The 13,536-nt window shown below is 26.4% G+C and carries 10 protein-coding genes; 6 read left to right on the forward strand and 4 right to left on the reverse strand.

Going from position 1 to position 13,536, the window contains the following annotated elements; translation table 11 throughout:
- Positions 1–681 precede the first annotated feature (681 nt).
- Positions 682–1,851 carry a methionine adenosyltransferase gene (gene metK / locus Bsayi582_RS01295; protein ID WP_500816003.1) on the reverse strand — a complete coding sequence of 390 codons (1,170 nt, stop codon included), beginning with the start codon at positions 1,849–1,851 and terminating at the stop codon, positions 682–684.
- 724 nt (positions 1,852–2,575) lie between these two features.
- Here metK and speB point away from each other — a divergent pair.
- The 4 genes from speB to rpiA all read left to right on the forward strand — a co-directional run bounded on the left by speB (position 2,576) and on the right by rpiA (position 7,362).
- Positions 2,576–3,502, forward strand: coding sequence for an agmatinase (gene speB / locus Bsayi582_RS01300; RefSeq protein ID WP_500816004.1), 927 nt, complete (start codon positions 2,576–2,578; stop codon positions 3,500–3,502).
- Positions 3,503–4,007: 505 nt separating this feature from the next.
- Positions 4,008–5,186, forward strand: a complete 1,179-nt coding sequence (locus Bsayi582_RS01305; protein ID WP_500816005.1) for a phosphoglycerate kinase — start codon at positions 4,008–4,010, stop codon at positions 5,184–5,186.
- A 129-nt stretch (positions 5,187–5,315) separates the two neighbouring features.
- A complete protein-coding gene (gene fbaA / locus Bsayi582_RS01310) occupies positions 5,316–6,404 on the forward strand; it encodes a class II fructose-bisphosphate aldolase (RefSeq protein ID WP_500816006.1) in 1,089 nt (362 codons plus the stop codon).
- Positions 6,405–6,705: 301 nt separating this feature from the next.
- Complete coding sequence (gene rpiA / locus Bsayi582_RS01315; protein WP_500816007.1) at positions 6,706–7,362, forward strand: ribose-5-phosphate isomerase RpiA; 657 nt, start codon at positions 6,706–6,708, stop codon at positions 7,360–7,362.
- A gap of 161 nt (positions 7,363–7,523) precedes the next feature.
- On the opposite strand, the gene Bsayi582_RS01320 is transcribed toward rpiA, so the two are convergent.
- Both Bsayi582_RS01320 and zapA read right to left on the reverse strand, forming a co-directional pair.
- A complete protein-coding gene (locus Bsayi582_RS01320) occupies positions 7,524–8,135 on the reverse strand; it encodes a 5-formyltetrahydrofolate cyclo-ligase (RefSeq protein WP_500816008.1) in 612 nt (203 codons plus the stop codon).
- Positions 8,136–8,278: 143 nt separating this feature from the next.
- Positions 8,279–8,617 carry a cell division protein ZapA gene (gene zapA, locus Bsayi582_RS01325; RefSeq protein ID WP_500816009.1) on the reverse strand — a complete coding sequence of 113 codons (339 nt, stop codon included), beginning with the start codon at positions 8,615–8,617 and terminating at the stop codon, positions 8,279–8,281.
- A 945-nt stretch (positions 8,618–9,562) separates the two neighbouring features.
- Between zapA and ubiH the strand changes: the two genes are divergently transcribed.
- Complete coding sequence (ubiH, locus tag Bsayi582_RS01330) at positions 9,563–10,753, forward strand: 2-octaprenyl-6-methoxyphenyl hydroxylase (protein WP_500816010.1); 1,191 nt, start codon at positions 9,563–9,565, stop codon at positions 10,751–10,753.
- Between the two features lie 22 nt (positions 10,754–10,775).
- Complete coding sequence (locus tag Bsayi582_RS01335; protein ID WP_500816011.1) at positions 10,776–12,008, forward strand: FAD-dependent monooxygenase; 1,233 nt, start codon at positions 10,776–10,778, stop codon at positions 12,006–12,008.
- Between the two features lie 43 nt (positions 12,009–12,051).
- On the opposite strand, the gene ygfZ is transcribed toward Bsayi582_RS01335, so the two are convergent.
- The gene (gene ygfZ, locus Bsayi582_RS01340) at positions 12,052–13,059 is read right to left on the reverse strand and encodes a tRNA-modifying protein YgfZ (RefSeq protein ID WP_500816012.1); all 1,008 of its coding nucleotides are present in this window, start codon (positions 13,057–13,059) and stop codon (positions 12,052–12,054) included.
- Between the last annotated feature and the right edge of the window lie 477 nt (positions 13,060–13,536).

A 13,536-nucleotide genomic window follows, 5' to 3' on the forward strand; every position in this document is an offset into this window, starting at 1 on the left:
TTACAAATCCCTTACAGAAGGATAAGCTATATTTTTTATTAATACAATACTATTCATGATGAAAGTTGACAAATCAAAATAATTAATTTCATAATATTTAAAAGTTAAAAAGATTTAACCAATTAACAATAAAAATTTATCAGCATATAAGTTTTTTAAATAATGGTAATTTTTTATTTACTGTTATTGGTTTTTAATTAAAATTATCTTAATTAATTAAATTATATTATGTATTCAAAATATTTAAACTGCTAGTATAAATATCTTTTTAAGATTAAATGATTATAATAATTATTAATGTATTTTTTGATATAAAGTATGCAAATATTTTAAATTTATCATTAAATTCCTTTATTGCAAAAAAGTATATTTTCTTTTTAAGTACAAAAAGTTACATAAAAATAAATTTCGGCTAGCCATTAATTTTGATCATATAAAGCAAAAGTGTTATTCTTAGTATAAAACTATAAATTTTTATTCGTGTAAATAATTGTATAAATAAATATAAATTAATACTATTGATATAGTAATTATTTTTTCAAAAATCTAATCTGTATACAATAAATTTTTATCAATTCTATAAAAGTATGTAATACGTTGATTATTAAACTTTTTGTTTTATATAAAAAGATAATCATTACAAATGATTTACAAATAAACTATATAATATATAATAGAACATCATGAAGATGTATATTTTAAGCCTGCTGCATCACGAAGAAGTTCTGCTTTATCAACTTTTTCCCAACTAAATAGTTCACGGCCAAAATGTCCATAAACAGCTGTTTTTTTATAAATCGGCTTTAGTAAATCTAACGTAGTGATTAAAGAATATGGACGAAAATCGAAAAAATTGTTTACTAATTTGACTAAAAGTTCATGTGAAGTTTTTTCTGTACCGAAAGTTTCAATACTAATAGAAATAGGATTTGGTATACCAATTGCATAAGATACTTGAAGTTCACAACGATCTGCTAATCCAGCTGCTACAATATTTTTAGCAGCATATCTTGCTCCATAAGCTGCCGAACGATCTACTTTTGATGGATCTTTTCCAGAAAATGATCCCCCTCCATGTCGGGCCATTCCGCCATAAGTGTCCACAATAATTTTTCTTCCAGTTAAACCACAATCACTAATAGGCCCACCAACAATAAAACGACCACCAGGATTAATAAAAAATTTAGTGCTATCAGACAACCATTTTTTAGGTAATACTGGTTTGATAATTTCTTCCATAGCAGCTTCTTGTACATCTGTTAACCTTGTATCGTAATCATGTTGCATAGATAACACGACCGCGGTGATACCAATTATTTTTCCGTTTTCATAAGCAAAAGTTACTTGACTCTTAGCGTCTAATCCTAACCATGGTAATATCCCGTTTTTTCGAACTTGTGATTTTCTTGCAATTAAACGATGCGCATATGTTATTGGAGCGGGCATTAAAACATTAGTTTCATTAGTAGCGTATCCAAACATAAATCCTTGATCACCTGCTGCTTGTTCCATAATATTATCACTGTGATCTATACTATGTTGGATTTCTGAAGATTGTTTATTAATTGCGCTTAATATTACACAGGAATTTGCGTCAAAACCCATGTCTGCATTAACATAACCAATATCGCGAATAGTATTTCGCGCAATTTCTTCCATATTTATGCAAGCAGTAGTGGTAATTTCCCCGCCCATTAATACTATACCTGATTTAATATATGTTTCACACGCAACACGAGCCTTTAGATCTTGCTCTAAAATAGAATCTAATACAGCATCAGAAATTTGATCTGCAACTTTATCTGGATGTCCTTCTGATACAGATTCAGATGTAAATAAACGTTGCGTCATTTGCTGCGCGTTCCTTGAATTTAAAATTCAATAAATTTACTGTTAATAATGTTTAAATTATAATATAGTAAATATATATAAGCTCAACTTATATAAAGATTAAAAACTTTTCATGAATGTCTATGTTTGATATGATATCTTTTTTGTAATATCTTTGTTTGATTATTCAAATAAATGAATATCACTAAATTGACTTAATTATATCAATTTATTTTTATGAAAATGCTTGTTTTAGTCAGTTTGTTAAAAGTTACAAGTAATTATTTATTTGAATAATATTACGGAAATATTAAATTATCAACCTAATAAATATCAATTTTATAAAAAAATTATTCTTATTTGTTTGTATTACATACAATAAAATATTCATGTTTATAGATTTAAATTTAATTTAATTAAAAGATAAATAACATCATACTTTATTTTTACAGTCAATTATTGTAAACAAGATTAAGTTTTCAAGTTTTAAGTAATAATTCAATATATCATTAAATTATAAAAAAAAATCACATATTTTTATAAAAAAATTAGTTTTAGTTATAAATGTATTTTTTATAATTTTTTATATGAAGTTGGTTTCAATATTTTATTTTATAAATAAATGAATTATATAAAAAAATCTAGAGATACTAAATTTTATATAAATACTCCATTTTATTTGACTGAAATTATATTTCATACGTAATAAAATTATTTATCCAGTTAATCAAAATAAGGAAAATATATGTATACTTTGAATGATAAAAATGATTATTCTTTATTTTCAAATGCTTTTAGTTTTTTACGATTTCCATTGGAATTTAATCCTTATGATAGCAACAGCGATTGGGTAATAATCGGAGTTCCTTGTGACATGGCTACTTCTGGGCGTGCTGGAAGTAGGTTTGGTCCTATTGCCATTCGACAAGCATCTATTAATTTGGCATGGGAGCGTTGTCGTTGGCCTTGGAATTTTAACATACGCGAGAATTTACATATAATTGATTGTGGGGATTTAATATATAAATTTGGAGATATGCATGATTTTACAAATTCTTTACAAAATCATGCTGAACGTTTGTTAATTTCTGGAAAAAAAATGTTATCACTCGGAGGTGATCATTACATTACATTGCCTATACTACGTGCGTATGCAAAAATTTTTGGAAAAATGTCGATTATACATTTTGACGCGCATGTAGATTATTATGATAACAATAATAAATATGATCACGGAGCTATTATGTTGCATGCGCTTCGTGAAGAATTAATTGATCCCGTATATTCAGTGCAAATTGGTATTCGCACTGAATATAATAAACACGTTGGATTTACAGTATTAGACATGGAATATATTACTAGCACTAGCACAGACGTCGTTATAAATAAAATAAAATCAATTGTTAAATCTTCTTCTTTACCAATATATTTAACTTTTGATATTGATTGTCTAGATCCATCTGTAGCACCTGGTACTGGTACTCCAGTGATTGGAGGTCTAACGAGTTACTGTGCTCTAAAATTAATACGAGGTTTGCGCAACTTAAATATTATAGGTATTGATTTGGTAGAAGTAGCACCAGCTTATGATTGCGCTCAAATTACTGCTTTAGCTGCCGCTACATTAGGATTAGAAATGTTGTACACTCTCAGCCAAAATCAGAAAAAATAAAAATTAATTAAATAATATTATTTTTTTTGGATTAAATTATTATTTAATGATCTACAAAAAATAACAGCTTTAAATCGTCAAATTATGATATATCTTTAATATATGACAATAACATACAATTATTAATATCACAATATTTGATTAATTATATGAATACTTTATTAATATAACATTATAACGCTAAACACATAATTAATTATTAAATTGTCTATTTAAGTAAATCGAAACAATTATGTTTTTGTAAAATATTACGTGTATATATTTTTATATACATGGAAATTACTGTGAGTATATTATAAACTATTTGTAGCGTGTTAATTTGTAGAGACTTTATAATATGAATTAATGCATTACGGTTTAGTTTTATTCTTTGATTTTACGTATTATTATTTTTTAATTATTAAATAACAACTTAAAGTAATTGAATTATTATATAGTAAAAGAAAATATCGTCCCATATAATATATAATTATTTATATGCTTTATACATACAAGGTTGTCCATCATGACTATGATTAAAATAAATGATTTAAACCTAACGGATAAGCGTGTTTTGATTCGTGCTGATTTAAACGTACCTATTAAAAATGGAATTGTTACTTCTAATAGAAAAATTTACGCATCATTGCCTACTATTAAATTAGCTTTAAATCAAAGCAAATATGTTATGGTAACTTCTCATTTAGGTCGTCCAATAGAAGGAAATTATAATACACAATTTTCTTTACAACCTGTGGTTGAGTGTTTGAAAGAGCATTTGGTCGATCAAAATATCAAAGAAGTTCGGTTAATTAAAGATTATTTAGAAGGAGTAAATTTTACAGAAGGAGAGCTTTTAGTATTAGAAAATGTACGTTTTAATAAAGGAGAAAAGAAAGATGATGATCTTTTATCAAAGAAATATGCTATGTTATGCGATATATTTGTCATGGATGCTTTTGGAAGCGCTCATCGCACGCAAGCTTCTACACATGGTATAGGTAAATTTGTTTCTGTAGCTTGTGCTGGATTGTTATTAGAAAAAGAATTGGAAGCTTTAAGCAAAGCATTATACAATCCTGTCAGACCGATGGTTGCGATAGTTGGAGGATCTAAAGTGTCTACTAAATTGACTGTTTTAGATTCTTTGTCAAGAATCGCAGATTCTCTTATAGTAGGAGGGGGCATTGCAAATACTTTTTTAGCAGCTCAAGGAAAAAAAGTAGGCAAATCTCTGTACGAAGAAGAACTTATACCTACAGCTAAAAGGATTTTAGAAAATTGTGATATACCTATCCCTACTGATGTAAAAGTAAGTACAGAATTTTCTGAAACTGCTCAGGTCACTATGAAAGCTGTGATGGATATTAAAGATGATGAACAGATTCTTGATTTGGGTGATGAGTCTATTGCTCGAATATTAAATATTTTGAGTTATGCTAATACTATTCTTTGGAATGGTCCTATTGGGGTATTTGAATTTCCAAACTTTAGAAAAGGCACAGAAATGATATCTCATACCATCGCCAAGAGTAATGCTTTTTCCATTGTTGGAGGCGGTGATACTTTAATGGCTATTGATTTATTCGGTATTTCTGATCAAATTTCTTATATTTCTACTGGGGGTGGTGCCTTTTTGGAATTTATTGAAGGAAAAACATTCCCATCGATAAAAATGCTCGAAGAGCATGTTGTTAAGTATTAAACATATCATGTGACCATACAATAAGTAATTATATATTAATACAGGATGTTATTATGCGCGTATAAAGAGATATGACTTGTATTTGAGTAATTTCATATATATTTTTAATAAAAAAACAGAAGAGATTAAATGATTAATGTTCTTGATTCTATAAAACCAGGTGTAGTTACCGGAAAAGATGCACAAAAAATATTTGATTTTGCAAAAAAAAAGAATTTTGCTTTACCAGCAGTGAATTGCATAGGAATGGATTCAATTAATGCTGCATTAGAAGCTGCGTCTAATATGCGATCTCCGATTATTTTACAGTTTTCTAATAGAGGTTCTGCTTTTATGGCAGGATATGCTTTAGACAATAATAAAAATAGTGATTGTTCCGCGGCAGTGTTAGGAGCCATTTCTGGAAGTTTGCACGTACATCATATTTCTAATCATTATGGTGTTCCAGTTGTTTTGCATACTGATCATTGCACTAAAAAAAATTTGCCTTGGATAGATGCTTTGTTGGATTTAGGTGAGCAGCACTTTTCTAAAACTGGTAATCCATTATTTTCATCCCATATGATTGATTTATCCGAGGAGCCTTTACAAGAAAATATAAAAATTAGTTCAAAATATTTAGATCGTATGGATAAATTAGATATGATTTTAGAGATAGAACTTGGTTGTACCGGTGGGGAAGAAGATGGAATGGATCATAATTATTTAGATAATTCATTTTTATATACAAATCCGAAGGATATAGCTTACGCTTATGAAAAACTGCATATTATTAGTCCGCGATTTATTATAGCCGCATCATTTGGAAATGTACATGGTGTATATAAATCTGGTAATGTGCGATTAGATCCAAAAATTTTACAAAAATCACAAAAATATGTTTCTGAAAAATTTGGATTACCTAACAACTTTTTAAGTTTGGTATTTCATGGAGGATCTGGATCTACAGAAGAAGAAATCAAAGAAGCTATAAATTATGGTATTGTCAAAATGAATATCGATACTGATATACAGTGGGCTACTTGGGAAGGAATTTTGAAATATTATAAAGACAATAAAAAATTTCTTCAAACTCAGTTGGGTAATCCATACGGATTCGATCAGCCAAATAAAAAGTTTTATGATCCACGTGTTTGGATTCGATCAGGACAAAAATCAATGGTCAAATACTTAGAAAAAATGTTTTGTACTTTAAATGCCGTTAACCTTTTATCGTAGTAATATTGTTATATAAAGAAATTTGTAATAAATTATATTTAGTGTTGTTGTATCAATAAAATAAGAAAAATATAGCATTTGATTTCATAGAGAATATTTATTTAATAATATTTAATTTAAATGTTCAGATGAAACGCATGTATCCTATGTGTAATTAATTATATAATGTGCGGTTGTGTTTGCGTATTAAATATTATTATGATTTATATGGAAAGACTATTTGTTTGGAATCAGATACTATGAATCAAACTGGTATGCACTCAATATATGATATGATATACATTACGTATAGGCGCACAATATGACAAAAGATAAACTAAAAAAATCAGTAGGTTGGGCAGCTTTAGAATATATTCGGTCTAGCAAAATTATTGGAGTAGGAACAGGTTCTACTGTTACATATTTTATCGAAGCGTTAAACAGTATGAAAGAAAAAATAGAAGGTGTAGTTTCCAGTTCAAATCATTCATCTAATCAATTAAAAAAAATAGGTATTCCTTTATGTAATCTTAACAATTTGAATGAATTAGATGTATATGTTGACAGCGCGGATGAAATTGATATGAATATGCAAATGATTAAAGGTGGAGGTGGAGCTTTAACCAAAGAAAAGATTATTGCTGCTGTAGCTAAGAAATTTATTTGTATTGTTGATAGTAGTAAACAAGTAAGTATATTGGGACGTGGACCGTTACCAGTAGAAGTTATTCCTATGGCACGATCATTAGTAGCAAGAGAATTAGTACGTTTGGGTGGTTTACCTGAATATAGATATAATGTAATTACTGATAATGGTAATAATATTTTAGATGTGTATAATCTGAACATTACGAATGCTGTATTATTAGAAACAACTATTAATAATATTCCAGGGGTAGTAAGCGTTGGTATATTTGCGCAAAGACGAGCTGATATCGCATTAATTAGCACAAAAGAAGGTATAAAAATTATTATGTAAATCTTTTGTATTAATAAAAAAATTAATTGTTTGTATTAACTAGTATTAATTTATATTAAATTATTTACTGATAATTAAAACACACAGTATCTTTATAAAATTAAAGTATTATAAATGGTGCTCGATATTTTTGTTTAAAATATATGATATGTATCACTTGTTTAATCGATATTTAATGCCAAATGATAAGATGGGGTAATAATTTTTGGTAATTTTATGTCCCATGTCTCTACAGGAAGTAATTGGTTAGGTATTTTTTGAAAATTATATGCTAATCCTATAGGAACGTAATTGCTTTGATGTTTCCAATTTTGTAAAGTTCTGTCGTAAAAACCACCACCCATACCTAAACGATTTCCCCAATTATCAAATGCAACTAATGGAACAAATATGGTATTTATTTTTTCTATCGGCACGACAGAACTAGCATTCCATTTAGGTTCATATATATTTAGGCGGTTACGTACAAGAGGGGTAGATAATGTATATCGTAAGAACAACAGAGGTTCAGATTGTGAATGAGGTAAAACCGGTAGATATATTTTTTTGTGTGCAAATAGCAAAGTTCTGATTAGTAAAGAAGTGTCTATTTCTCCGTCGTTAGCAATGAATATTGCTATATGCGTTGATTTAGATATATAATCCATAGTCATAATTTTATTAGTTATTAATTGTGCCGCTATATATCTTTCTTCAAATGTTAGGGAACGACGTATAGCACGTATATAAGCACGAATAGATTGACGGAATAGTACTTTTTTATTAGCATGCATACATATAATTGCCACATAAATATAATATATTTGTATGTTACTGATGTTGAAACGTGAATTTTAAATAAAATATCATACGCGTGTTACACCAACAGTTCATTTATTTGAATATAAAAAATGTGAAATAATACACATTATATATATTAGTTAGAATACTCTAATGAACTACTGGAATTTTTAGCAATATGAACGTGAGCAACTAAAGCTTTTTCGATCGTTTGTTGTAATAACAATATATGTTGTTCAATGTTAGTTGCATATTTATGTGTTTTTAATTTTTCTTGATCCAACTCATAACATATATTTAGTGCTGCTATAAATACTAATTGTTCAGCATTAGTTACTTTTGTTTTAATTTTCAAATCTTGCAAACGTTTAGTTAAATCTTTTACTGCTTTATTTAATGCATCTTTTTGTTGAGATGGGCAATTAATACGCAGTGTTCGACCAAAAATTTGAATATCTATTGGTTGTTCCGACATATTTTATCCTTGGTCTCTTAGTTATATGTATTTTAATCGATCTTAAAATATAACAGTAATTGTACATATATTACATATATATGCAAATTTTTTATTTAAAAAAAATAAAAGTTCAATTAAACGTCAATAAATAATAATTTATCTTTTATTTATGAGTCAATTAATAATTATGAATGAATAAAATTTATCTTTTATAATAACATAATTTTAATATATAATTTAAAAACATATCAATATTAATACATATGAAAACTAATTATATAGTTAATTATTTATATAAAATAATAATTATGATTAATAATCAATTATCATTAAACCTAAATGGTATTGATTTATATATCATATATATGATTGTCTATATTATAGACACAATAAGATCTACAAAAAATTTGAATGTTTTAAAATTTTTATCAATATAGTGTATATAAATTATTTATATAGATAGACATCATATTTAGAACATACAACAAAATTTATTTAAATAAATTGACTTCAATAAATATATTTATATTTATATAAATTTGCAATATGTTTAAAACATATGAATTTATTCTTCTGTAAAAATGAATGTCATAATAATGATATTTTATCAACATGTTTGATAATTCAAGAGCAATGATTCTTATAATAAAATTATTTTTGTATATGTTATTATAATTGATAATGAAGTGTTGTTAAAAGTTTCAATATAAAAATTAGTTTGTTTTTTAATTATAAGAATGATTTGTTTTATTACAAAATGATATCTTTAGTTAGATAAATAATTTTTTGAATAATGAATTATTTATGTTAGTTGATATAAAATATCGATATGAATATAATTTTTGATTTTGTACTAAAAATAGTTTATATTACATTGAGTTTAATTACATTTAGTGTATATAAATTATACTTTTTACTTAATGTTGAAATTTTTAATATTGATATATTAGATGATAATGGTTTATGTCTATTGTTATAAATGGCGGAGGAATAACGGGCGCAATATTGGCATTAATATTATCTAAATTAACTAGAGGAAATTTAGAAATATCTTTAATAGAACAAAATAATCCCTATTATCATACTTCTCAAGTACCCTTAAGTATATGTTCTCCTCGTGTGATAGCTTTATCTCGAGGGGCTTATTCTGAATTAATACGAATGAATATAGGTCCAATTTTACTACCGTGTTCAACTGTTATAAAACAAGTAGAAATTAGTGAATATAATAGATTAAATAAAGTATTTATTAATGCTCAAGATTATAAATTATCAGAATTGGGTTATGTTGTTGAATTGAATGTTTTTAGAAAGAAGTTATTTGATTTGTTACATAAAAAATTAACTGTGAATCTACATTGTCCAGCTACTTTAAAACAAATTAGACGTGAAAAAAAAAATAATATAATTACATTAAACAATGGACATCAAATAATTTCAAAATTGATAATAGCCGCAGATGGAGCTTATTCAACGTTAGCTACTCATTGTGGTATACGACAGTTTAGAAGGAATTACCATCAAATTGCTGTAGTTTCTAAAATTATTACTGAAATACCTAATTTTGGACGAGCTTTTGAAAAATTTACAGAGTACGGACCGTTAGCTGTATTACCTATGTCTAATAATATTAGTTTTTTAATTTGGTGTATATCTAATAATCAATATAAAGAAGTAGTATTATGGAATAAAAATAAATTTTCTCAAGAACTACAGAGTATATTTGGATGGAAATTAGGAAAAATTTTAAATATAGGAAAACGATATTTTCATGATCTCTGGTTAATGTATTCTAAAAATCATGTTAGTCATAGATTGGCATTAGTCGGGAATGCAGCACAAACTTTACATCCTATTGCTGGTCAAGGATTGAATCTTGGATTACGTGACGTTATAGTATTATCAAAAATAATTACACAAGCATTATATGAAAACATAGATATTGGAGATTATTCTGTATTAAATGCATATCAGAAACATAGGTATTTAGATCAATATCGGACTATTAAAATTACTGATGGATTAGTACATTTATTTAGTAATCATCATTTGCCATTAGTGATTACTCGAAATTTAGGTTTATTTTTTGTAAGCTATAGTACTTTTTTGAAACGTCTTTTAGTAAACGAGATATTAAATTGGAAAACAGATTAATTTTTATTGAAATCACTGTAATGTGGAAAGTTTTGATATTTTAATTGTGAATAAAGGAGTTGCTGGGTTGGCATTAGCTTGCGGACTAAGTGAGTGTTTTAGTGTTGCAATTATAGAAAACGATCCGTCAGGATTAAATATGTTTGAAATGAATCAATGGGATGAAACAACGTCTTTAATTAATATAACCAGTGCAAAAATACTTCAATATTTAAAAATTTGGAATAAAGATATAGTACATTATTCTAGTTTGTTGGATAAACTAGAAATACTTAAAAGTGGTAATATAAAAAATATTGTTTTTAATTCTGGATACTTAGGATATCTTGAATTAGGATATGTTATTGATAAAAAAATTATATATAAAGCTTTAATTGATCGAGCGAAACAATCAAAAAACATTACTTTTATAGATTCAAATTTACTTGATGTGATAGATTACTATGAAGATTCGGTGCTTATTACGTTATATAATCATGATACATTTCGAACGAAATTGGTGATCGGTGCAGATGGAATTAATTCTCGAGTAAGAGAGAATGCAAATATTTCGTTAATATTCAGAGACACTAAATATTATGGATTAACTCGTATTATTCATACCGAACGGCCCCACAATAATGTTCTTCGATCTATTATTCATGATGATGGTTTATTAATATTATTGCCATTAAAAAACGCATACCTTTCTGTTGTTTTTTGGTTATTACCACCGAATGGGCTTAAAAAGTACCTATATGTCTCTACTTACACTCAATCTATTAATGACGATTTAATTAAAATTTGTAATGTACTAGGTAATTGTGTTGTACATAATAGTAATGATAAAAAAAAAATTTCAATGTTACGAATGCAGTACACACATAATTTTGTAAATCACCGATTAGTTTTATTAGGACCGGCAGCATATAGTATATGTCCTTTATTGTTTCAAAATATTAATTTAGATCTTGCAGACACAGCAGTACTATTAAATTATCTAAAACAACTAAGAAAAAATAATAAAGATATTGGATATTATGATTATTTAAAATATTATGAACGCAACAGAAAGTGTAGAATAATTAAAAATTTCATGTATATTCCGTATATTCATGTGTTGCTTCGCAATAAAAATAATATCCTGAAACACACACAATATCTTATTTTTTATCTAATAAATATAGTCCCTAATTTCAAGATGCGTTTATTACATTACATTATGGGTTTAGATGATATGCCAAAATGGTTATTACAAAAAAATCATTATGATTAAAAATATTATAATGTTTAAACCAAATTATTTGGCGCATTTATGATTATTTATTATGAATAATGGAAAGCATAAAATATTCGTTAGTTTGTGTGTTTGTAATTTTTAGTTCCGAATTTTCTAAAATTGGTATATTTAAGACTGCTTGTACTAAGATGGTGTTATTTGTTTTAATTTGACAAGATTGTAAAACAGTTCCGATATTTTTCCAGTATTGATTATTTGTTTTTGATTCTATTTGATCACCAGCTGTTGGTAATTTGTAGTGATTTTTACAATCAATAATTCCAAAAAAGCAGTATAATTTTTGTTTATTACGACCACGATATTTAATACGAGCAATGGATTCTTGACCCATATAACAACCTTTATTAAAACTAACACCTTGTAATACATCTATATTAATAGATTGAGGTAAAAATAATCCGCTAGTTATAGGTTCAATGATCGGATAACCTGCTTCTATATCTAATAACACCCATTGACGACTATCATTTAACTGTATGAAAGGTTGTGATTTATTCAAAAAATAATCTAATGTTGATTTTTTATTAATAATTAGCAGAAATCGTTCTATTGGATTGCTAAAATGCAACAAAATAACATCTTTATGATGCACCACTGTGTTCGTTTCATTTGGAAGAACTGAAAAAAATACACTTAAATGTTTTCTTGCGTTTATTCCAGCTATGCCTATAAGTATTGCGTTATCATCGGGAATGATAGTGACATCAGAAAATACTGAATATTTTTTCATTTCTGTAATTTGTTGTTTGGATATATTCAAACGTTCAATAAATGCCATTTCTTGACTTCTAAGATGAAAAACATACATATTACTAAAAGTTTTTCCTTGTGGACTACAATGCGCAGAAATACTATATTTATGTTTGTTTAAATTTTTAATATCACAAGTAAATTGGCTGTGTAGATATTGTATAACATCTCGTCCATATAATTTTACCAATGTCCATTCTTCTAAAGATATGCATGTTAATGGTAAATCTTTTGAGAGTATAGGATATCGATTTGGAAAAATTATAGGAAGTGACATCTATCTTTCCTTATAAAATACATAGAAAATAAAAAATAAACACACGCAACATATATCATATATAAATATGATTCAAATTACATTTGATATTTAGACATGATGTAATAATAATTACCACGAATATTAATTGCAATAAATATTATAATTAAATAATTTATTAATTTGTAATTTTGGGTGATTATTATAAATAATAATTACGTTATTTTATGTTAATAGGTATGTTCCTATAATTAATTAAAATATTAACTAATTTATGAGATATATTATTGTTTTGTAATTATAATTTTGTATTTATATTAAAATATAAATACAAAATAGAATATCATGTGATATAAAGTATTACTAAAATATTAGTAGTTGTTATTGTGATCTAATTGTATTTATTTAAATTAGTGGCATAATAACGTATATTATATTTCATGTTTTATATGAACATGATCGTTCATACTGAAATATCAATCGTGTACAACATAATAC

The sequence above is a fragment of the Candidatus Blochmannia sayi (nom. nud.) genome, from assembly GCF_059935855.1.

Coding starts and splice junctions, on each gene's coding strand:
- metK (WP_500816003.1), bottom strand. CDS start 1,851: ATGACGCAACGTTTATTTACATCTGAATCTGTATCAGAAGGACATCCA.
- speB (WP_500816004.1), top strand. CDS start 2,576: ATGTATACTTTGAATGATAAAAATGATTATTCTTTATTTTCAAATGCT.
- Bsayi582_RS01305 (WP_500816005.1), top strand. CDS start 4,008: ATGACTATGATTAAAATAAATGATTTAAACCTAACGGATAAGCGTGTT.
- fbaA (WP_500816006.1), top strand. CDS start 5,316: ATGATTAATGTTCTTGATTCTATAAAACCAGGTGTAGTTACCGGAAAA.
- rpiA (WP_500816007.1), top strand. CDS start 6,706: ATGACAAAAGATAAACTAAAAAAATCAGTAGGTTGGGCAGCTTTAGAA.
- Bsayi582_RS01320 (WP_500816008.1), bottom strand. CDS start 8,135: ATGCATGCTAATAAAAAAGTACTATTCCGTCAATCTATTCGTGCTTAT.
- zapA (WP_500816009.1), bottom strand. CDS start 8,617: ATGTCGGAACAACCAATAGATATTCAAATTTTTGGTCGAACACTGCGT.
- ubiH (WP_500816010.1), top strand. CDS start 9,563: ATGTCTATTGTTATAAATGGCGGAGGAATAACGGGCGCAATATTGGCA.
- ygfZ (WP_500816012.1), bottom strand. CDS start 13,059: ATGTCACTTCCTATAATTTTTCCAAATCGATATCCTATACTCTCAAAA.